Origin of the sequence: Leptolyngbya sp. PL-A3, assembly GCF_039962325.1 — a bacterium.
Lineage (GTDB): Bacteria > Cyanobacteriota > Cyanobacteriia > Elainellales > Elainellaceae > Vacuolonema.
In genome coordinates this window covers 1-20,320 of sequence record NZ_JAMPLB010000096.1, presented here as the reverse complement: position 1 = coordinate 20,320, position 20,320 = coordinate 1, and the positions used below count along the sequence as shown (strand labels likewise).

Here is a 20,320-nt window from a genome sequence, read left to right as displayed (position 1 = left end):
AAGCCAAGAGTATCTTTCGCTATGGTTTCGACCACCTGCGTCAAATCCTACTGAATCTGGAGTTATTCATCGATGAGTTTTTCCACGTCCTTCAATTTTTGTCCTGTACCTAGGTGCTCTATATGCAAAACTAAATTTTTCATGGGACTGTTTTATGACAAACCCTGTTAGTCCTTATAGAAGCCTTGGTATGGCGCTAAGCAAAACTGATATAAATCCCACTAATGTTAAAAGGATGGAACAGGCAAATCCATTTCTATTCTTTTAACATTAGTTCGGACAGTTTTTCTGAAATCCTTGATTTTGCGTGCGCGAAGCGCACGCAAAATCAAGGATTTCAGAAAAACTGTCTAGAGTATTGTTTTAACATTGGTAAATGAATTGTTAGTGCAGGTTTAGAAATAGAAGAAGCGTCAGGATTCCATCTGCCAATTCAGGATACTAGCGACCTGCTCAGCTAGGATGAATGGGTCAAATGGTTTAGAGATAATGCCTTTGATGCTTAGTACCGAAGGCGTTGGTGTGTAGTCTAAATTTATCTTCGCAGTCAGCAAAATAACAGGAATGCATCGGTCTTGTGCTTGAGAATGGAGCGCCTGCAAAAATGCGAACCCATCCATTCCAGGCATCATGACATCCAACACAATTGCATCAGGTTGCTCGATGAGAACCCGCTGTAATCCTTCAAAGCCTGAAGCTGCTGTAACGACATTCCAACCGGCTATATCTTCTAAACATCCCTGAACGACAGCCCGAACATCTGCTTCATCATCAATGACCAAAACACGTTTAGTTGCCATTCTTGTAAAGTTTTGTAGGCCAAATTGGGGATACAGAGATGAGATCATTGGTTTTCGGGAAATGATGATAGCGATTAGGGGTGTAGAAACCGATAAATATTCAAGCCAAGGGATATTTAGGGAATGTCCGAAAAGTGCTAGTCATGGCGGACGTAGCATACTGGTGGCACCAAAATATCTAACTCCTGCAGCACTCCTTCACTGTAGAAATGAGATTTGAAGAATTTTTGAAGTTTAAGAAGTTTGAATTTTATTCAAAGTAAGTGTCACTATATGGTTTAGAGCGAGGAGAGCAGATAGGGGCTTCACTCCTTGTCATCTTAAAAGCGCTTAAGATCTGGTTGTTTTTGTAAGAGCCACACGGAGCGCGGTTCTTACAAAAACAACCGTGGCTGATTCAAGCGCAAAGCACTGTAAGCCGTCGAGTGCTAGATATTCCAGTGAAAGATTTCTATGACTTGGTCCACCAGGGTCATGGGATCAAAGGGTTTCATGATTAGTCCTGCAATATTGAGATGCGCAAAGTGCTCTTGTTCCTCCGTCAGGACTTTGGCTGTTAGTAATGCTACTGGGATATTGCCAGTCATTGGGTTCTGCTTAAGTTTTTGTAGGGCTTCAAGACCGCCCATGCCAGGCATTGATACATCCATTAGAATGCCGTCAGGCTGACTCGTTGTAGCTAACTGGATACCTTGCTCGCCAGAGGCCGCAATTATGACATCCCAGCCTGCAATATCTTCTAGACATCCCTGAAGAATAGCTCGGATATCGGCTTCGTCATCAATCACCAGAACACGCTTGGTTAACATCGGAGGTTGTGGGAAGGGTGAAATAGAAAGTGCTGCCCTTGCCCAGCTCGCTTTCTACCCAGATCTTACCCCGATGCTGTTCAACGATAGTGCGGCAAATAGCCAGACCCAGGCCTGTGCCGCCCTTTTCGCGGGAGTCGGAGGCATCCACTTGTTGAAATTGTCCAAAAATTTTCTCAAGTTGATCAGCGGGGATGCCACGGCCCTGATCTTGTATTGAGAAGAGGATGTAGGAGGTTGAGGGGGCGGGGGGGCGAGGGGGGAGAAGGCCCAGGGAACTGGCTTCATCCAGACTCAGGAACCGTTCCGTTCCTCTGCGCTCTGTTACTTTTTCACGCCATAACTCCCTTAATCCGTCACTTTCTTTCTCTCCTGCTTCTAACGGTTCTGCTTTCAGCCACACCGTGCTACCGGGAGGGGAGAATTTAATGGCATTGCTGAGGAGATTGGTGAGGGTTTGGAGGATGGCGTCGGCATCGGCCCAGACGGTGTTGGTGTTAGGAATGATGGTCAGGGTAATGTCATTCTGGCCAGCTTGCGATCGCATCACATCCACCGATTGCTGAATCAAATCCTCACTGTTATGAAGCTTCAGGTTAAATAGAGTCTGCCCTGACTCCAGCCGGCGCAGGTCGAGGATGTCGTTGACCAGACGAACCAGGCGATCGCTCTGGCGGGCCGCGATATCAATCATGGCTTTCATCTTTTCGGGTTTTTGGTCATAAACTCCTCCAGCCACCAGCCCTAGGGAGCCACGAATGGAGGTCAGCGGCGTGCGGAGCTCATGGCTGACAACGGAGATAAAATCTTTCTTCATCTGGTCAATTTCGTGCCGCTCTGTGATGTCCTCGACCACACCGACAAAGTGGATCACCGTTCCATCCGTGGTCCGGATGGGAGAGGTGCGTACCAGCGCATGGCGAACCCGACCCTGGCGATCCTGGTAGCGCATGTCTTCAACGATGCCCTCCTGGATATCGTTAACGAGCTGCTTCCAATGGTCGTGTATCCAGGGGCGATCTTCTGGATGAACGAAGTTGATCCAGCTATTTCCCAGGGCTTCTTCGGCTGTACACCCCACAATGGCTTGATAGCGGGGATTGGTATAGGTACAGGATCCCTCAGAATCACATAGAAAAATGCCCATCGGGGCGAATTCGCTCAGTAGCCGAAAGGTTGCTTCGCTTTCCTGGAGAGCGATCGCCACTTGCTCCCGTTCTGCTTCTGCTTGCTTGCGATCGCTGACATCGAAGAGGGATGAGCGACTGGTCACAAAATTACCGTCAGCATCATAAATGGCTGTTGCATTGAGATTCACCCAGCGGGTAGTGCCGTCGCGGTTAATCACCTCCAGTTCCAGGTTATTGATCCAACCCTGCTGTTTGAATGTGGAAAAAATGTCGTGGAAGATGGCCCGACTTTCTGGCGCGAGCAAATCCACGAGCTTCTTCTGGTATAGGATTTCATCACGGGTATAGCCAAACCAGCGAAGTTCTGTATCATTCATCCGAACCAGGGTTCCCTCTGCATCAACGGAATGGTAGCCGCAAGGAGCGTTGTTGTAGAGATCCTCAATCTCACGGGTGTAACGTTGCAGAGCTTGCTCGGCCTCCTTGCGAGCGGTGATGTCGTTGGTAATTTCGAGAATCTTAATGGGTCTTCCCATGAGATCCTTTTGAACGACCCAGCGGCTCGCAACGAATAGGGGGCGATCGCTCTTATCCCACTGCACCAGTTCACCCTCCCAGTATCCCCGTTCAAACAACTCAGTTTTGATCTCGTCCAGGGGGTGTGGAAACTGGGTTTTCAGAAGGGTTGTGGTTTCTTTGCCCAACGCTTCTTTCTTAGTCCAGCCATACATGCGTTCGGCTCCCTCATTCCAGAAGGTAATGACCCAATTGAGGTCACAGGTGAGGATTGTGTCGTGGGCTAGGTCTAGCAGTTGAGCCTGTTCCAGCAAGAGTAGTTGGGTGTGTTGCTGCTCTAGAATAGTTTCTAGCAGGCGATCGTTCACCTGAGAGAGCTCAGTTGTCCTTTCTGAAATCCGTTGCTCCAGGTCCGCATTGAGTTGCTGCAAGGCGAGCTCAGCCTTTTTACGGGCATCGATAGCCATGATGGTGCCCGACATACGAACGGGCTGCCCCTCAAAGTTATAGTAAGCGCGCCCTCGCCCTTCAATCCAATGAGTGCTGCCATCTTTCCAGACGACCCGAAATTCATGGTGATAGGCAATACGGTGTTCTAGAGAATGGGTGATTGCCTGGGTCAAGCCAGAGCGATCATCGGGGTGAAGGCAGGCATCAAAGGTGGCATACTGGCCATCAAATTCTCCAGGGGCCAAGCCCAAAAGTTGCTCATGTTCGGGTGACCACTCTACAGTGCCGTTGATCATGTCCCAGTCCCATAGCCCCATCTGAGCCGCATTCAGTGCATTGCTGAGCCGTTCGGCATTTTCTTGTTGAAGCATGCGGTTGAGGCGTTCTACTCGGCGTTTGCTGGCTCGCAGGTTGGCCCCTAGCAAATTAATGGTGAGTGCAATCAGCATAAAAATGCCGAGGGGAACGAGATTGCTAGCATCTGCCCCAAGAAACGGATCATGGGGTGTGATGACGTACCAGTCCAATGCCAGAACAGATAGGAGGATGGATACCATACCGGGTCGTCGGCCTCCGTACCAGGTGCTGACGATCACCGCACCGTAAAAGAAGGCTCCAACGGTACGCACCATATAGGGCTCTAGCCAGAGGGTGAGCAAAAGGGCGATCGCTGTGCTGGCGACAGCCACTCCATACCTTAGAAACAGGCGATACATGGTGGAATGCATGGCACGTTTCCCTGTGTTGCAGAGATCCAGAAGGTGAAATTGGTGAACGATGCGATGGGTAGACGTCCGCTCGCAATCCGGATCTGGCCAACCTGAAGGGGTTTAGGTCATTATCCCCTTCAGGTTGACTAGATACTAAAGCCGTGGAACGGCTCCCGGATTACTTCGGTCTGTTGCTCGAGGGGCTCGGTTTAATCGGTGGAGAATTTGGGCCACGAGCTCTGGCCCAGACATTGATTTGCTGATGTAGTCATCGGCTCCGGCAGCATAGGCCTCTGCCATTCTTCTGGCTTCAGTATGGGAAGACAGGAAGAGGATTTTAAGGTGCTGCCATTGGGGGTCAGCGCGGACGACCTGACACAGTTCAATGCCATTAAATTCTGGCATTTCCAGATCCAGAATCAGGACATCTGGGTTACAGGTTGCCAGTGCCTGCCAGAAAGTCTGGGGTTGGTTTGACGTACTGACATGTACTCCCTCGACCGCCAAAAGACTAAAGAGCAATTTCAGGAAGCCTGGATCGTCGTCCACAATAAGGATGCGATCGCCCCGGTTTTGGGGTGGCTTCCGACTCAGGACATCCGTAACGGTTTTGAGAATTTCGTAGGCGGGTAGTGGCTTCCGCAGAAATGCACTGACGCCCAGGCGAGTCGCTGCAATGCGATCGCTCAGGTCTTCCCGCGCGGTCATGATAATGACGGGGATGGGGGGCGATCGCCGCTCTAGCTCCCGTATCAAGGTGAGCCCATCTTCTGCCTCTGACAGGTTGAGATCTAACAGAATGATGCGGGGGGGAGCCTGCGCGATCAGATCACGGGCGGTTGTCAGATCGTTGGCAATTTCGACCTGAAAGTCCCAGGCGATCGCCTCGATGCGCAGCCGCTCTGCTAGTAGCAGGTCATCATCCACAATCAAGATATAGCCAGAGGCGGTAGGGCGAGATGTGGCAGAATGCAGCTTGGGAGCTTGCACCTTGGGAGGTTGAACCATCTGAGCCTGCTCGATGGTATCGCGGAGTACCCCAACCCGTTGTCTAGCCTCCTGAATTTGTAAGCTATTCAGGGACGAGCCTTGCATCAACTGTTCAATTTGCTTGGCCTGTTGAGATGCCTCCATCAACCCAAACATGCCCATAGAGCCAACTAACTTATGGGCTAGCTGTTGGATGGCTTGCTGCTGACTCGGAGAGTCAGCCTGGGGTTGCAGGCTGGTTACTAAACTTTCTAAAGCCCGAATCTGTTCTAGATACTGAGTTTTGAACTGGTTCCAAACTTTGAAAGTAACGGCCTGGGCCTTCTGCTGGGCTGCGGTGGGAGCAGGGGCGGGGGGCTCAGGAGTCTTAAGGGTGGGAAACTCTAGCAGGTTGGAAGGCGCAGCGGTTTGCGGGTCTCGCAGCCGATAACCTATCCCATGGACGGTTTCGATGGGGTCAGCCGAGCCCAGGGCTTTTAACTTTTGGCGCAGACATTTGATGTGGGTGCTGACGGTTTCTTCGCCAGGGGAATCAGCAGCATTCCAAAGGCGATCGAGGATGGCCCGACGGCTGTAGAGGTGGCGGGGGTTACGCAAAAATAGCTCAAGTAGACTAAATTCTTTGGCGGTGAGGCGTACGGGTTTGCCTTCACTGGTGACTTCACCACTGATAGTATCGAGTTGAATCGTTCCCCAGGTAAGGGTGGTGGATTTTCCTTTGCGAACGAGCGCCCGTACGCGAGCCAGCAGAACGTCGATATCGAAGGGCTTGGTGACGTAGTCGTCGGCTCCGGCGTCCAGCCCTGCGACCTGAGCGCTGACACTGTCTTGCCCGGTGAGGAGTAGGATGGGGTTCTCGTAGCCATTCCTGCGAAGTCGCTTGCAGACGGTTAGTCCGTCTAATTTGGGTAGCCCAATATCGAGCAGAATCAGGTCATAAAATTGCTGAGCAGCCATTTCCAATCCCATCTGACCATCGGTTGCCCGCTCGACGACCCAGTGATGCAGGGTAAGGGTATTGGTGAGAATCTCTCCGATGGCTAGATCGTCTTCAATGAGCAGTAGTTTCATGAATTTCCCGTCTCGCCTTGCTTGAGGGACGGCTGCCCGTTGGGGGATATCCTTGCGGACGGCAGCGTTATGCCACACCAAAGTGATGGAACTTGGGGTGCAGGCAACGTTTCCATTGTTCCCTTGTTCGTTGGGACTGGGCAGGATTTGCAGGATTTATTTATAACCCTCTCTAATCTGGTTAGGACAAGGCGAAAAGGCTGTTATTCCTCCCAAGAAGAGCTACAAACAGCCCCGAGAGTACGATCAAGAGCTTTACAAGGAGCACCCCTGGGTTGAGAACTTTTTTGTCAAATTGAAGCAGTTCGGGTGATTCCAACTCGCTACGATAGTCTAACGAGAGCTTTTTAGGGATCATCTACCTGGCAGCAACGCTTATCCAGCTTAATTGATGACACGGCCCGAGGGCGATCGCAACAGGCAACGACGAACAGGACAGCCACCGCCTAAATAGTCCTATGAATAAACGTAACCACCCCGCAATATTCCTCATAGGAGGCTAAGCAAAGCATCTAGAATCAACTTGAACCCTGTATATTTTCACTGGTGTGAATGAATGACTCAAAACGTTCTCCAACGCAACAATGTGACCGTTTTGGGAAAAGGCCACCAGACCATGCTGTTCGCCCATGGGTTTGGGTGTGATCAAAATATGTGGCGGTTTATCACACCCGCCTTTGAGCAGGACTACCGCTTAGTTTTATTTGATTATGTGGGTTCTGGGCAATCTGATCTGAGCGCTTACAACACCGAACGGTATAGCGCTCTCCAGGGCTATGCCCAGGACGTTCTCGACATTTGTGAGGCGCTAAATCTGGAAGATGTTATTTTTGTTGGCCATTCCGTCAGTAGTATGGTTGGCCTACTTGCTTCTATTGAAGCACCTTCCCTGTTTCAGCAGTTAATTATGGTTAGTCCCTCTCCCTGCTACATCAATCATCTGCCTGAGTATTTGGGTGGGTTTGAACGGGCTGACATTGAAGGACTGCTCGACATTATGGAAAAAAACTATATCGGCTGGGCGAGCATGCTAGCGCCTATGGTGATGCACAATAGCGATCGCCCCGATCTAACCCATGAGTTAGAGACTAGCTTTTGCTCAACTGACCCTGTCATTGCTCGCCGTTTTGCTGAAGTCACCTTCTATTCTGACAATCGGCATGATCTGCCCAAAGTGACGATACCCTCTCTGATTCTGCAATGTGCTGAGGATGTGATCGCCCCTGTCGAGGTCGGTCACTATCTGGACCGTTGCTTGCCCAACAGTACACTCAAGCTCATGGCTGCTACTGGCCACTGCCCCCATATGAGCCATCCCAAGGAAACGATTCAGGCGATTCAGGGTTATCTGTCTCCTGTTCCTACCACTTAAGTTTTTTTGCCCACAACTATGCATTAAATTGTGTCTAATTCAGCGGCAATCGACGGGTTACTCAACACTGCGCCCTGTGGCTTCCTGTCCTTCCGAGATGACTTTACGATTGGGGCAGCCAACGCCACATTGCTGAATTTGCTGGGCTATTCTTCTGATGAATTACAGGGAAAAAAGCTGGATTTAATTTTGCCGATCGCCAGCCGCATTTTCTGTCAGACTCACTTTTTTCCCCTGCTCAAATTACATGGGAAGGCGGAGGAGATTTATTTTTCTATGCGTTCCCGGCAGGGAGTTGATATCCCCATGCTGGTGAATGGAGCACGACAGGAGCGGGATGGGCATTTTGTGAACGACTGTATTTTAATTCCCATCCGGCAACGTATTCAGTATGAGGACGAAATTCTGAAGGCCAAGAGAGCAGCAGAGGCCGCCACCCGCGCTCAACAGCAAGCGGAAGTAGCATTGCGACAGCAGTATGAGCGCACGTTGCTATTGAAGCAGATTACGCAAGATATTCGGCTAAGCCTGGATAGTCGGCAAATATTTAAAACTGCGGCAACTCAGATCGGTTTACTTTTTAATGTCGATCGCTGTTTAATCTATGCCTTTACTGATGTGCCATTGCCACGGCTTTCCCTGGTTGCCGAGTACTTATCCCCAGACCAAATATCGCTGATGCAGGGACCGTTTCCGATACTGACCAATGCCCACACGGAAACCATGATGGCCCAGGATGAGGTCGTCGTTTCCCCGGATGTCTTCGCGGATCCCCTGCTGCAATCGGCGGCTCCCGTTTGCCAGCAGATTGGTTTGAAATCAATGCTGGCAGTGCGAACGTCCTATCAGGGCAGACCCAACGGAGCGATTCAATTGCATCAGTGCGATCGCTCCCGCTCCTGGGAGAATTGGGAAATTGATTTCCTGCAACGGCTATCCAATCAACTATCCATTGCCATTCAGCAATCCAATCTGTATTCTCAATTAGCGCTCGAATTGCGAGAACGGAAGCAGGCCGAAGCCCGTCTTCAGGAAATGAACCACCAACTTAACCACGCCAAGGGCCTGCTGGAAAAGCTTGTAAATCTTGATGGGTTAACTCAAATTGCGAATCGTCGCTGCTTTGACGAGCATTTACGACACGAATGGCAGCGGCTTCAACGGGAAGAGCAACCCCTATCCTTACTTCTGTTCGACATTGATCATTTCAAGCTTTATAACGATTCCTATGGGCACCAGGAGGGCGATCGCTGCCTCATTGCTGTTGCTCAAGCTGCCCAGCAGGTAGTGAAACGCCCAGCCGACCTCGTGGCCCGCTATGGTGGCGAGGAGTTTGTTGTGCTGTTACCCAATACCTCCAGGAGTGGGGCGATCGCTGTAGCCGAACGCATCCACAAGGCGATCAGAGCACTGCATATTCCCCATAACGCCTCTCCTGTCAGTAACGTCGTTACGATTAGTCTGGGTATGGCCAGCATTGTCCCTGCTCCTGAGACATCGCCTGATATTCTGCTCAACCAGGCCGATCGCCTGTTGTACTGCGCTAAACAGCGTGGACGTAATCAATCCGCGATCTTTCCCATGGAATACGCTCTGTCGCAGTCATCCAGTTAAAACCCGTGTTCTGAGATTCAAGGCGATTTTTGCTCCTTCTAACGGAGGGTAGTGTTCTAGACATGGGGATCGATGGGGTCAAACTACCCGACCAAACTCGTAACGATTAATGAACAGTCCGATCACGATGTCATGGAGCCATTCGGATTTGGAGAAGCAAATGGTTCTGCGCGCTAATCGCTTAATTCGGGTTCGTAACGTTAGGTGTTTGCGCTCAATTTTTTGGGTGTTCCACTTGCCAACAACGTGCTGGTCTTGATCCAACAAATGGGCATACGCACCCCATCCATCGGTGTAAAAAGTTCCAACGCCAAACCCCTCCAACAATGCTTTTAACTCGACCAATGCTTGGTTTTTATGATCGGCTAGCACATACGCTAACACTTGTCCGCTTTGATGATCAATTGCGTGCCAGAGCCAACGCTCCTGTTTCTTAGAGCGGACAAAGCTCCACATCTCGTCAGCTTCGGCCTCCTCAACGTGTTTGGCAACGGTTACAGAGGTTGGTTTAAGGCGCTCCAATAAGGGACGATTTACGTGTTCAAGATGACGATCTTTTTTTTAATTCTTCAATCACTGTAGTTGGACTAATCTTGAGCACTCGTGCAGTATCGCGAATCCCACTGCCATTGAGTGCCATCTCGCAAATCTGTTGTTTCACGCTAGGCAAGTAGCCTCGGTAAGAATACTTCAGAACAAAGTTGTGACGAGCACATTCCGAATTGCGGCATTTGTATCGCTGTTTTCCCTCTGCCGTCTTGCCATGTTTGACTATGTTTGTGCTGTTGCAACTTGGGCATTGTATAGGTTCAACTACCATCACCGTAATTCCGGAATGAGCTAAAAGACTTAAGCCATTCTATTTTTCTTGATCCTCATCCCCATGTCTAGAACACCACCGATTTCTGCCTGTCCGTCGAACTGCCTGAATCGCTGCTTGCTGAGATAAACCTCGTCCGAACACCAGCCATGCAGCAAGGACCTGTCCCGTTCGTCCAATCCCCCTGAACAGTGAACGACTGTTCTTTGCTGACACTGATCTGACGTGAGGAGAAACGGCAAAATCGTGTGCTGAAAAGTTATGCGATCGCAAATCTCAAAATCTGCGATCGCTGCCCAGCAGATATTCTCAGTTCCAAAGGCTTGTCTGTAGCAGCCCAACAGGTCTGGATAGCGAACAAGCTGATCTTCGTCCAATAGACAGCAGACTCGTTGAATCCCTTGACTCTTCATAAACGAAATCCAGGTCTGGATCTGTACATCTGTATATCCAGGTCTGGATGCTCCAAAGACAATGGATTCCGTTGGACAAGCCGCAGCAAATTTATACACTATGCTTTTTTCCGTTTATTTTTGTAACGGGCTAGAAAAGTTTGAACCGCTTCCGTTACAACGTGTTCAACATCCTCTTCCGAGATCTCTAAATCCATCACCAGGAAGCGGGGCCAGAAAATGACATCGTTAATCATTCCCAAAAACTGCCGTGCTGCCAGGGGAATATCCTCAATGTGAAATCGCTTGAGTTCGCTTTCCTTCTGCAAATAGGTGTGAAGGCGTTTCAAGTAAGGCTCCTTACCGCGATAGTACAATTCCTCACCCAGTTCAGGAAAGCGTGGAGCTTCGGCAATGATCACCCGGAATAGAGCTTCTACCTGAGGTTGCCGTAGGAGTTGAGCATATTCGCGAGCGATCGCTGTCAAAATTGCCACTGAATCTGTTCCTTGCTCAACAGAATCAGATGGATCAACCCCCGTTTCCCAAATGCGCTCCATAATGCTGCCGAACAAGGCGCGTTTGGTAGAGAAATGTTTGTACACCGTTGCAGTCGAAACACCTGCACTTTTTGCCACCATATCTAACGTCGTGCGCTCATAGCCGATCGCCAAAAAGTTTTCGATCGCCGCATCAAGAATCGCTTGCCGCTTCTGTTCGGCAACATTTTTGCGGTATTCCTCAATGGGCATTGGCGTCTAACTCCTAACAGCTTCTCAGGTGATGTCTATACCAACTATAAACTAAGTCAATCAACTTACCTTGACGAAAGTGAGCGAAGTATGCAAACTATTTATAGTGAGTTAAGTCACTCACCTTAGATGACGACTGAATTGCTTGAGAGGCAGCTATTCTAGCTGGTTGCTTATCTACTCGTGTTTGAATTAGTGAGTTTTGGGCGATCGCGCGATCGCCCACAAGGTTTTCATTCACCGTTCGTACTGAATTTAGCGCATCATTCCGCGACTGAAACTTGCTGATATCAAGGCAAGTGTGACGCGGGATGCGGCTCAATTGGTGTTCATTTCATCAATCAATTTTTCATGCAAGTTAGGAGGACTAGAAGATGCAGTTTATGCTTGGAAAACTTTTGGCATTCACATTGGCAATGGCACTCACTCCGACAGAAGCCATTGCTCAAACCCTGAATCGTGCCGCACCAATGAACTTTCAGGGGCGTTATCTCGTGTCAATTTCAGATGCCGATATGCTGGCATCAGCCTATGTGAACGGACAATTAGGACCGCGAGAAGGACAGGATGCATTGAGCGTTATTCCGTTAGGTGGGCACGTTCGAGACTTACGAGCCTATGAAACAGAAGCGAGTAATTCAGTTGCAGGTCCACCTGTTGCCGTTGCGGTTACACCGGATGGTCGTTATGCGATCGTCGTTGAAACCTTTCGCCCCCGACCCGATGGAGATTGGCAGAACCAACGGTTTACTGATTTACAGCAGGGTGATCGAATTTCAGTCTTTGATTTGAGTGATCCAACTCGTCCAACGCGAGTACAGGAAGTGGCGATCGCTGAACGTCCCACGTCCGTCAGTATTAACCAGGATGGTTCTCTTGTTGCAGTGACCTTTCATCCTAATGGGGCAGGGGCAGAAACCCCTCTAGCTCTCATCCCGTTTCGCGCAGGGCAATTAGGACAACCGACCTATCTTGAATTAACCCGTGTGCCGGGTGGACAGGAGTTAATCCACGCAGAATGGCACCCGACGCAAGATCTGTTAGCTCTTGTCAATGCAACCACCGTAGAAGTGTCATTTGCTCGCCTGAATCGCCAGGGAAATACACTCAGCCTTGAACCTTGGGGAAATGTGGTAAAAGTTGAAAAAGCCCCCTTTATGGCTCGATTTACACCGGATGGTCGCCATGTGATTATCAATGGGTTGTATTGGGGACCTGATGTGGAAGGACGATGGAGTGAAGCACCACGCGGGAGTGTAGTCAGTATTCGACTAGAGGCAGGCACGCAGGCGGATGGTTCGCCGCGCCATGCACTGGTGTCACGGGCGATGACGGGTGTAAGCCCAGAAGGATTAGCCATCAGTCCGGATGGTCGCTATGTTGTCACGACTAATTTGGAGCGGAGTTATCTCCCCTATGACGACGATCGCATCACCTGGTTCTCGTCTTTGACATTGATGACGTTGGATCCGCAAACAGGACAGTTAAATCGCGTAGCCGATTATCCGTTTGATGGGATCTTGCCAGAAGCGGCTACCTTTGATGCATCGAGTCAGTACCTTGCAGTGGTCAATTACGATTTCTTTGACGATCGCACTCCAGGCGGTTCGATCGACTTCTGGCGCATTGCGAGTGATCCTCTTAATCCACAGCCGATGCTCGTTCAAACCCGTTATTCGGTTCCGGTGACAAGAGGCGCACATTCAATGGTGTTAGTTCCCTGACAGTGGCAGATTTTTCTTACCTTACACATGAGAAAAAAATTTACGCTACGGATTCCCGCACAGATTTCTGAATTCGTTTCTCAGTGATGTGTAAAAACTGCTGCACAACGGGTGAAAAGTTATCACGACGATCCAATGACAGTTAGTTTTTGGAGACTGGCTCATGCACAAATTTTTGCTCGTTAAATGTCACTGGATGAAATGGATGGTTTTGTTTTTGAGTACTCTTGTCTTAGCAGTCATTCTGTCTCAAATATTGAATCGATCTCCATCCCTTTCTTACAGAACAAACTCATCAAATCAATCTTCAACTGAATCATCTCCAATCACGAATGTGACGACTGATGAAGTACAAGTTCAATCAAAATACGATCGCTCTTTAGCTCATTACGCTACGGTACCTCGTAATGATGGATTGTTTCGTCAAATGTTTGTGAATGAAGAAGTAATCGCTTCCATCCAACCAGGAAAACCCTTACCTGATGGAACCTTGATTGTGATGGAAACCTGGTATTCTCCTGAAAATTTGGGGACTGTGTTCGTCAAACAAAAGCAAAACGGCGAATGGCAATATGGTTCATTCAGTCCCGATCGCCCCAATTACCAAATGCGGTTCAGTAATAGTTGTCACAGTTGCCATGCTCCATTTCCAGAAACAGATTCTACTCTAACAAAACCACTTTTAGAAGCTGCTTTGCAAACTCGTCAGGTGCAAACTGCTTATTGCGATCGTGCTGGACGAACTCCCTGCGCTCCAGAAGCCTATATTCCCGATACTGACACTGCAATGGTTTTTCTCAATTAGTTTGTTTCACCCATCCTCAATTAACCTTTGAGTAGTGTCGCCTTAACGACCGTATCGGTACTTCGCAGCATCCGTAATGGCTTGATAAGCTTACCTTCTCGTAGCCGCATGACATGAGTTTCAATAAACGTGATATCCCGGTTTGTAGCGGGAACACCAAAGAACTCTTTGGCATGTTTTTGCACCGATCGAAACCGAACCGCTACCCGATCACCAGCTGCAAACATATCTTCAACTATCATCTCGAAGCCCGGAAGGGGAGGAAAGGCATCAAAAAATGCACTAAACACTTGCTTGTAAGCTTCACGTCCATCAATAGGTCCATCGGGTTTTAACCCGGTGATTGCCTGTACATTTTCGTCCAGCACATCCGCCGCTACAGTCATATCGCCTTTACCCAAAAACTGCTCAATGAAGATACGAGCGATCGCCAAATTTTGTTCTTCCGTTGGAGTCATGATCCTTGATTTCCTGCTGTAGTTGATTGATTTGAACCTACCAGGCGAGTGTCACTGCACCCCCAGCCTTCCGCATCTCTGCAAAAAACTTGCCCTGTGCCCCACCCTCTGGAAGCGTTGCCAGATAGACGGCAGTTTCAGCACCCTCATCGGCTGTGAACGGCGCATTAGAACCCCCCATATCTGTTTGCATCCAGCCAGGAGAATAAGCATTGACCAAAATATTGGTGCCCTGAAGTTCCTTTGCCCAGAGTGCCGTTAGTCCATTCAGCCCAACTTTAGACAAGCGATAAGACGGAGCTAGGGGATAGTAATCGCTGCCCATTGAAGTAAGAGAAGCCATTTCAGTAGATACGTTAACAATAATGAAATCGATAAACCTGGCAGCGATCGACTTAAATCTGTTGGTTGCCTTTGAAGCACTTCTAGAGCAGCAGAGCGTTACAAAAGCTGCCGAGCAGCTTCAGATTGGTCAGCCTGCCATGAGTGCAGCCCTCAGTCGTTTACGGATTTTGTTTGAGGATGAGTTGTTTGTGCGGCTAGGGCGACAGATGCAGCCGACGCTCAAAGCTCAAGCAATCGCCCCAGGTATTTTGGCGGCATTGCAACAGATCCGCCAAGCCGTCACTGCTAGCCAAACCTTTGAACCATCCATCAGCGATCGCACCTTTACGATCGGTAGTTCAGACTACACCAGCTTTGTTCTGATGCCGCCGCTACTGAAGTTTAGCCTTCAAAATGCTCCCTCCATCAACGTTCAAATGATTGAATTTGAGAAGGACAGGGTTGGAACTTTGTTAGAACAAGGAGAAATCGATGTGGCATTGGGTGTGTTTCCTGATCCACCCCGACAAACGCAATGGGAACCCATCTTTGAAGAACGCTTTGTGGGAATTGCCCGTCGAGGACATCCGGCTATCCAGCAAGGCACGATGAGCTTAAAAGCCTTTGCCCAGTTTCCTCATGCCCTCACAACGTTACGTCGAGATACAGCAGGTGCTATTGACAAGGCGTTGAATAAGCAAAACTTAGAACGTCGAGTTGCATTCACAACGCCGCACATGATGGTTTTGCCGTTTGCGATCGCATCAAGTGATTTAGTTGCAGCACTCCCCCGACGCATTGCATTGCGTTTAGCAAATGTCTGTAATTTAACCATTTTTGAACTACCCGTCAATACAAAAGCGTGGACGGTTTCCATGTTGTGGAGTGCTTTGAGCGATCAAGATGAAGCGAATCGTTGGTTACGCAACAGAATCAAAGCAATTTCTCAGACGATCGAGACAAGTTAATCTACTTGATGCAGCGAGTTCCATATAACAATTCTCACTGCGAGCGTCAGGGAGAGGCGATCGCACTCTACTTCTTCTGTTTGCGGTCATAGTGTCGATTTGCTTTAGCACGATTGCCGCAGTCTTCCATATCACACCAGCGGCGACTGCGATTGCGGCTGAAATCAAGAAAAAACCAGCCACAACCAACTCCTGCACATTCCCGCAGGCGATCGCAATCTGAGGCAGTCAACACATTGGCAGTCGAGCGAACAATTTGCCACAGAACGAAATCAAGTTGATTTGTCTCTGTCCACTACCAGGTGAAGCTAGAATTGGTTGCCCTCTGATTTTGCCTGCTCTTCAACAAACAATTGGATTAGTTTATATTGTGCTATTTAGCTGGAAAATTGAAGTAAGTCTTCAATTTTCGTCAACGATTCCAATCCAAATTTGGCTAATGGCAGCACTATCGGGAATTGTGCAGTATGCGTTGGCATTCTGGTTTTATTTAAGTGCAATCCGATTAATGCCCGTCGGCGTTGCGGCTCAATTTCTCTCTAATCCCTGTGTTTGGTGTCGGTGGCGCGTATCTATTTCTGGGTGAACGTCTTACCGTTATATAGGGCATGGAGATGACGATTACGATCGCCGCTGTTTCACAAATTTCTCGTTTGCAATCGAGTCATGAGCAAATTGGTGATTACTCAATCATCGAGGCATCAAGTACTTACTGCTACTCTTCTGGAAATGGTTCTAATGCTTTGAATGCGATCGCCTCCGCATCATCGTTATGAACTCCCAACGATTTAAGAATTAACTTTGTAATTTGTTCTGGATAGTTCGGTTCGGTATGTCCCTTTAAAGTGGTTCGCATTGCCATCAGTGACGTTCCTAAAACAAGATCCACTGTGGCTTGCACACTGTCTACGTGAAACCGTTCCAGTCGGATTCCCGCTTCTAAATCTGATAGTAGACCCCGTTCGATCGTTTCACTTAAAGGGGCTGCCACTAATCCAATGCGGACAATCACCCAACCCCAAGTGGCATCTCGCATCGCTTGATGGAGAAACTGCCGCAAACCGATCGCCATTCGTTCTGCCGGGTCTGAGATCGCGGCGTACTGTGCCCAAATCTTTTGATTCATCACATCACTCAGCGATGCGGCAACGGCTCTCAATACATCCTCGCGAGTCTGGAAATAGTTGTAAAACGTTCCTCTGGCAACGCCCGCCTCAGCAATGATGTCGTCAATCGTCACCGCATCCGTTTCTTTTCGAGCAAAGACTCGATATGCAGACTCGATCAGGTGCGATCGCGTTCGTTCCCGTTTTTCCATGCCAATAGAGGCTCGACGAGAGGGCTTCATGAAACTTGCTTTGAACGATACCGAACTTAGCATACCCCATCGTTGACACTTCTATCAAAGTGACGTTATTGTCATTTTGACAATAACGTCATGCAAGTTCTAGTCCATCACATAGGAGGCAGCCGCAATGCGTATCGCCATCATTGCTTTGGGGAGTCAGGGAGATGTACAACCCTACATTGCACTGGGGAAAGGGCTAAAAGCGGCAGGTTATGAGGTTCGCTTACTAACCCATGAAAACTTTGGAGGATTAGTCACCTCGCATGGACTAGAGTTCTGCCCCATGCAGGGAAACGTGCAAGAACTGATTGAAACGCCTGAAATGCGCGAATTGACGGCAAAGGGAAACTTTGTGACTATGACCCTAAAGACAGCAAAAGAAACCGAACGGGTGTCTGTTCAATGGGCGCAATCAGGGTTAGAAGCCTGTCGCGGTATGGATTTGCTGATAGCAGGAGTGGGAGGGCTGTATCTTGCTCTCTCCTTTGCTGAGAAGTTAGAGATTCCCCTGCTGCCAGCCTTTGTGTTTCCCTTCACGCCCACCCGAACGTTTCCGGGAGTTTTGTTTCCGCAGTCGCTCAACCGTTGGGGAGGAACTGTCAACTGGTTGTCTCATCAAGCCTTGAGGCAAATCATCTGGCAAGGTTCCCGTTCAGGCGATACCGCTTCCCGTCAGCAAGTTCTCGACTTACCCACCTCTCCCTTTTTCGGGCCCCACCAGTCTCCCTATTTACATCGCTTGCCAACCCTCTACGGGTTCAGTCCTTCTGTTCTTGCAAAGCCGTCGGATTGGCAGAATACCCATGTCACCGGCTATTGGTTCCTAGATGCCGCCTCCGATTGGACTCCCCCGACCGATCTGGTGAACTTTCTAGAGGCAGGTCCACCCCCGGTTTACATCGGCTTTGGCAGTATGGGCAATCGCGACCCTGAAGAGACGGCTGAACTTGTTTTACAAGCCCTTAAAAAAACGGGGCAACGGGCGATTCTGTCGGCTGGCTGGAGTGGAATGCGAACAGAAAATCTGCCAGACAACGCTTTTCTCGTCAATTCGGTTCCCCATGCGTGGCTGTTTCCACGGGTTGCGGCGGTTGTGCATCATGGGGGTGCAGGTACAACAGCGGCAGGACTTCGGGCAGGGGTTCCGACGATCATTATTCCGTTTTTTGGCGATCAGGGCTTTTGGGGGCAACGGGTCGCAGACTTGGGCGTAGGAACCACACCGATTCCCCGCAAACAGCTTACAACAGAGCGATTAGCACAAGCGATTCAAACGGCAGTGAGCGATCGCACAATGCGTCAGCGTTCGGCAGACTTAGGCGCAGAAATTCGCAGTCAAGATGGAGTCGCGAGTGCCGTAGCCATTATCAAAAAACTTGAGGTAGAAGGAAACGCTTGACGGCTTTTTGCACACTCGCTATATTACTTACTATAAGTTAAGTAAGTCACCTGTTCGAGCAGAAAAAGTGTGAGTGCCAAGGCAAAATCTGGAGATTCGCGGGAGCAATTGCTGCAACTAGCTGAAGCTCTGTTTGGTGAGCGAGGCTATACAGCCGTTACCTTGCGAGACATTGCAGATGCCTTTAAGGTGCGTCAGGCTGCCCTTTACTACCATTTTCCAGGTGGTAAGGAGGAGTTGTTTGTTGAGGTGATGAAGCGCAGTTTTGTGCGCCACCAAGACGGTTTAAACCGCGCTATTTCTCAGGCAAAACCTAACCTGTCCTGCCAGCTGAATCAGATGGCAGATTGGTTGCTGGCACAACCCCCACTCGACTTGACTCGTCTAGCGCGATCGGATCTCCCAGCACTTTCTCCAGAACATGCTCAAACTCTGCATGAGTTGGGCAATGTATCGCTCGTAGAGCCAATCCAGCAGGTTTTGGCACAGGCGTATGAGCGAGGAGAAATTCGCTTAGTGGATTCCAAACTGATGGCTACGATGTTTCTCTCTCTCATCGATACCGCCCACGATATGCATCGTTACAAAAACATTCCCAAGCAGGTTTTAGCCAAGGATATGATCGACATCCTGCTAGATGGAATGCGCCGCCGCTAATTTTTTTTACTCGTTTACTTACTTAATTTTAAGTAGATAACATCTCGCTAATCAATTAAGGAGATATAGCAATGATGGTCGTAAAGCATGGAGTGGCATTGGTTACGGGTGCATCTTCTGGCATTGGAAGAGCGACCGCGATCGCCCTCAAATCAGCCGGATTCATCACCTATGCAACCGCTCGGAATCCGCAAACATTGAGCGATTTGGCTGCAAAAGGGTGTCATGTTTTGCAACTTGACATTACAGATGAATCGTCAATGCTAGCTGCTGTGCGATCGATCGCAGCAAAGCATAATGCAATTTCTGTGTTAATCAACAATGCGGGCTATACCCAGATTGGTCCCTTAGAAGAATTAACAATGGAAGAGATTCGTCGCCAGTTCGAGACTAATAACAAGTAAGGTTAAATGCACACAACAAAAAGCAAGGTGACGCTTTGCGTCACCTTGCTTTTTGTTGTGTGCATTTAACACGACATGATATAATACATTTGGTCTACTGCGAATGTGTCAACTGGTACTGCCAGGGATGCGATCGCAAGGCTATGGACGCATTATCAATGTCAGCTCGATGGGCGGAAACTTCACCACACCTGGCAACGGTGCTTATCATGCCAGTAAGTATGCCGTCGAATCATTTACCGATGCGCTGCGCTATGAGGTACAACCGTTTGGTGTGGATGTCGTTTCGATTCAACCAACGGGAGTGCGAACGCCATTCGTTGAAAAGCTCTATGCACTGATGCCTCAAACGGGTAATGAAAGCCCCTATGCGAATTTCAAGCGAAACATTGAAGCGCGTGTTCGACAGATGTTTGCAGAAAATGCCTGGGGCGTTCTGAATCCAGAGGATGTTGCGAAGGTGATTGTGCAGGCGGCTCTTGTGCGTCGTCCTCGGACTCGTTACCAAGTCGGATTGAGCGGCAAGATTTTCATTTGGGTTCGTCGTTTGTTATCCGATCGCGCCTGGGATGCACTCATGTCTCAAATGTTTCCAATGGGTCAGGGGTCAAGTTCCAAAAATCGCAAGACTACACAGGTTCAAGATTTCAGCATGATGGACTAATTGAATTGTTTGATGCAGGTAAACATTTTTCTGGTTCTAAATAAGTTTGTGTTTTGTGACAGAATGCCTCCTCGACCGAGAGAACTCCTATGCTGAAGGTAAGCACTGTGGAGGATACCCTCTATGACAGAGCAGAAGAAACG

Annotated in this window: 20 protein-coding genes and 1 pseudogene; 9 read left to right on the top strand and 12 right to left on the bottom strand. The window is 49.1% G+C overall.

Translation table 11 applies throughout. The features are described 5' to 3' along the window. Positions 1-413: 413 nt before the first annotated feature. The 4 genes from NDI52_RS32085 to NDI52_RS32070 form a co-directional block, all read right to left on the bottom strand. Entirely contained in the window at positions 414-800 is a 387-nt protein-coding gene (locus NDI52_RS32085) for a response regulator (protein ID WP_190774966.1), read from the bottom strand. A gap of 428 nt (positions 801-1,228) precedes the next feature. Next, positions 1,229-1,609, bottom strand: coding sequence for a response regulator (locus NDI52_RS32080; protein WP_190774967.1), 381 nt, complete (start codon positions 1,607-1,609; stop codon positions 1,229-1,231). Continuing rightward, complete coding sequence (locus NDI52_RS32075) at positions 1,581-4,433, bottom strand: PAS domain S-box protein (protein WP_190774968.1); 2,853 nt, start codon at positions 4,431-4,433, stop codon at positions 1,581-1,583. The genes NDI52_RS32080 and NDI52_RS32075 overlap by 29 nt, the downstream gene beginning before the upstream one ends. Positions 4,434-4,568: 135 nt before the next feature. Further along, a complete protein-coding gene (locus tag NDI52_RS32070) occupies positions 4,569-6,476 on the bottom strand; it encodes a response regulator (protein ID WP_190774969.1) in 1,908 nt (635 codons plus the stop codon). Between the two features lie 556 nt (positions 6,477-7,032). On the opposite strand from NDI52_RS32070, the gene NDI52_RS32065 reads away from it, so the two are divergent. Together NDI52_RS32065 and NDI52_RS32060 are read left to right on the top strand one after the other, a co-directional pair. Next, positions 7,033-7,848, top strand: coding sequence for an alpha/beta hydrolase (locus NDI52_RS32065; RefSeq protein ID WP_190774970.1), 816 nt, complete (start codon positions 7,033-7,035; stop codon positions 7,846-7,848). Between the two features lie 30 nt (positions 7,849-7,878). Beyond that, positions 7,879-9,462: a diguanylate cyclase gene (locus tag NDI52_RS32060; protein ID WP_190774971.1), complete on the top strand. Its 1,584-nt coding sequence runs from the start codon at positions 7,879-7,881 to the stop codon at positions 9,460-9,462. Between the two features lie 78 nt (positions 9,463-9,540). On the opposite strand, the gene NDI52_RS32055 is transcribed toward NDI52_RS32060, so the two are convergent. From NDI52_RS32055 to NDI52_RS32040, 4 genes are all read right to left on the bottom strand, one after another. Then, positions 9,541-9,984 (bottom strand): IS1 family transposase, encoded by a 444-nt coding sequence (locus NDI52_RS32055; protein WP_242035595.1) that lies wholly within the window; start codon positions 9,982-9,984, stop codon positions 9,541-9,543. A 19-nt stretch (positions 9,985-10,003) separates the two neighbouring features. Continuing rightward, entirely contained in the window at positions 10,004-10,282 is a 279-nt protein-coding gene (locus NDI52_RS32050; RefSeq protein ID WP_242035594.1) for an IS1-like element transposase, read from the bottom strand. Positions 10,283-10,311: 29 nt separating this feature from the next. Further along, positions 10,312-10,695 carry a hypothetical protein gene (locus tag NDI52_RS32045; RefSeq protein WP_199330934.1) on the bottom strand — a complete coding sequence of 128 codons (384 nt, stop codon included), beginning with the start codon at positions 10,693-10,695 and terminating at the stop codon, positions 10,312-10,314. 98 nt (positions 10,696-10,793) lie between these two features. Beyond that, a complete protein-coding gene (locus NDI52_RS32040) occupies positions 10,794-11,426 on the bottom strand; it encodes a TetR/AcrR family transcriptional regulator (RefSeq protein ID WP_190774972.1) in 633 nt (210 codons plus the stop codon). Between the two features lie 374 nt (positions 11,427-11,800). Here NDI52_RS32040 and NDI52_RS32035 point away from each other — a divergent pair, with 374 nt between their 5' ends. Together NDI52_RS32035 and NDI52_RS32030 are read left to right on the top strand one after the other, a co-directional pair. Further along, entirely contained in the window at positions 11,801-13,150 is a 1,350-nt protein-coding gene (locus NDI52_RS32035; RefSeq protein ID WP_242045992.1) for a lactonase family protein, read from the top strand. 334 nt (positions 13,151-13,484) lie between these two features. After that, complete coding sequence (locus tag NDI52_RS32030; protein WP_190774973.1) at positions 13,485-13,955, top strand: cytochrome P460 family protein; 471 nt, start codon at positions 13,485-13,487, stop codon at positions 13,953-13,955. Between the two features lie 20 nt (positions 13,956-13,975). Here the strand turns inward: NDI52_RS32030 and NDI52_RS32025 are convergent, their stop codons facing one another. Together NDI52_RS32025 and NDI52_RS32020 are read right to left on the bottom strand one after the other, a co-directional pair. After that, positions 13,976-14,413 (bottom strand): ester cyclase, encoded by a 438-nt coding sequence (locus tag NDI52_RS32025; RefSeq protein WP_190774974.1) that lies wholly within the window; start codon positions 14,411-14,413, stop codon positions 13,976-13,978. A 37-nt stretch (positions 14,414-14,450) separates the two neighbouring features. Continuing rightward, positions 14,451-14,777: pseudogene (locus NDI52_RS32020) on the bottom strand (SDR family NAD(P)-dependent oxidoreductase); the annotation flags it as partial. Position 14,778: 1 nt separating this feature from the next. Here NDI52_RS32020 and NDI52_RS32015 point away from each other — a divergent pair. Beyond that, positions 14,779-15,705 (top strand): LysR family transcriptional regulator, encoded by a 927-nt coding sequence (locus NDI52_RS32015; protein WP_190774975.1) that lies wholly within the window; start codon positions 14,779-14,781, stop codon positions 15,703-15,705. Between the two features lie 67 nt (positions 15,706-15,772). On the opposite strand, the gene NDI52_RS32010 is transcribed toward NDI52_RS32015, so the two are convergent. Both NDI52_RS32010 and NDI52_RS32005 read right to left on the bottom strand, forming a co-directional pair. After that, positions 15,773-15,937 (bottom strand): CGNR zinc finger domain-containing protein, encoded by a 165-nt coding sequence (locus NDI52_RS32010; RefSeq protein ID WP_199307552.1) that lies wholly within the window; start codon positions 15,935-15,937, stop codon positions 15,773-15,775. A 483-nt stretch (positions 15,938-16,420) separates the two neighbouring features. Beyond that, positions 16,421-17,053: a TetR/AcrR family transcriptional regulator gene (locus NDI52_RS32005; protein WP_190774976.1), complete on the bottom strand. Its 633-nt coding sequence runs from the start codon at positions 17,051-17,053 to the stop codon at positions 16,421-16,423. Between the two features lie 127 nt (positions 17,054-17,180). On the opposite strand from NDI52_RS32005, the gene NDI52_RS32000 reads away from it, so the two are divergent. The 4 genes from NDI52_RS32000 to NDI52_RS31985 all read left to right on the top strand — a co-directional run bounded on the left by NDI52_RS32000 (position 17,181) and on the right by NDI52_RS31985 (position 20,177). Further along, entirely contained in the window at positions 17,181-18,452 is a 1,272-nt protein-coding gene (locus NDI52_RS32000; protein ID WP_190774977.1) for a glycosyltransferase, read from the top strand. 69 nt (positions 18,453-18,521) lie between these two features. After that, complete coding sequence (locus NDI52_RS31995) at positions 18,522-19,109, top strand: TetR/AcrR family transcriptional regulator (RefSeq protein ID WP_190774978.1); 588 nt, start codon at positions 18,522-18,524, stop codon at positions 19,107-19,109. A 71-nt stretch (positions 19,110-19,180) separates the two neighbouring features. Further along, on the top strand, positions 19,181-19,513 hold the full coding sequence (locus NDI52_RS31990) for an SDR family NAD(P)-dependent oxidoreductase (protein ID WP_199307551.1): 333 nt from the start codon (positions 19,181-19,183) through the stop codon (positions 19,511-19,513). 103 nt (positions 19,514-19,616) lie between these two features. Beyond that, positions 19,617-20,177, top strand: coding sequence for an SDR family NAD(P)-dependent oxidoreductase (locus NDI52_RS31985; RefSeq protein ID WP_199307550.1), 561 nt, complete (start codon positions 19,617-19,619; stop codon positions 20,175-20,177). Positions 20,178-20,320: the final 143 nt, after the last annotated feature.

Excerpts from the sequence above, each read along its gene's own strand:
- NDI52_RS32085 (WP_190774966.1), bottom strand. The coding sequence starts at position 800 with ATGGCAACTAAACGTGTTTTGGTCATTGATGATGAAGCAGATGTTCGG.
- NDI52_RS32080 (WP_190774967.1), bottom strand. The coding sequence starts at position 1,609 with ATGTTAACCAAGCGTGTTCTGGTGATTGATGACGAAGCCGATATCCGA.
- NDI52_RS32075 (WP_190774968.1), bottom strand. The coding sequence starts at position 4,433 with ATGCATTCCACCATGTATCGCCTGTTTCTAAGGTATGGAGTGGCTGTC.
- NDI52_RS32070 (WP_190774969.1), bottom strand. The coding sequence starts at position 6,476 with ATGAAACTACTGCTCATTGAAGACGATCTAGCCATCGGAGAGATTCTC.
- NDI52_RS32065 (WP_190774970.1), top strand. The coding sequence starts at position 7,033 with ATGACTCAAAACGTTCTCCAACGCAACAATGTGACCGTTTTGGGAAAA.
- NDI52_RS32050 (WP_242035594.1), bottom strand. The coding sequence starts at position 10,282 with ATGGTAGTTGAACCTATACAATGCCCAAGTTGCAACAGCACAAACATA.
- NDI52_RS32045 (WP_199330934.1), bottom strand. The coding sequence starts at position 10,695 with ATGAAGAGTCAAGGGATTCAACGAGTCTGCTGTCTATTGGACGAAGAT.
- NDI52_RS32040 (WP_190774972.1), bottom strand. The coding sequence starts at position 11,426 with ATGCCCATTGAGGAATACCGCAAAAATGTTGCCGAACAGAAGCGGCAA.
- NDI52_RS32035 (WP_242045992.1), top strand. The coding sequence starts at position 11,801 with ATGCAGTTTATGCTTGGAAAACTTTTGGCATTCACATTGGCAATGGCA.
- NDI52_RS32025 (WP_190774974.1), bottom strand. The coding sequence starts at position 14,413 with ATGACTCCAACGGAAGAACAAAATTTGGCGATCGCTCGTATCTTCATT.
- NDI52_RS32015 (WP_190774975.1), top strand. The coding sequence starts at position 14,779 with ATGAAATCGATAAACCTGGCAGCGATCGACTTAAATCTGTTGGTTGCC.
- NDI52_RS32005 (WP_190774976.1), bottom strand. The coding sequence starts at position 17,053 with ATGAAGCCCTCTCGTCGAGCCTCTATTGGCATGGAAAAACGGGAACGA.
- NDI52_RS32000 (WP_190774977.1), top strand. The coding sequence starts at position 17,181 with ATGCGTATCGCCATCATTGCTTTGGGGAGTCAGGGAGATGTACAACCC.
- NDI52_RS31990 (WP_199307551.1), top strand. The coding sequence starts at position 19,181 with ATGATGGTCGTAAAGCATGGAGTGGCATTGGTTACGGGTGCATCTTCT.
- NDI52_RS31985 (WP_199307550.1), top strand. The coding sequence starts at position 19,617 with ATGTGTCAACTGGTACTGCCAGGGATGCGATCGCAAGGCTATGGACGC.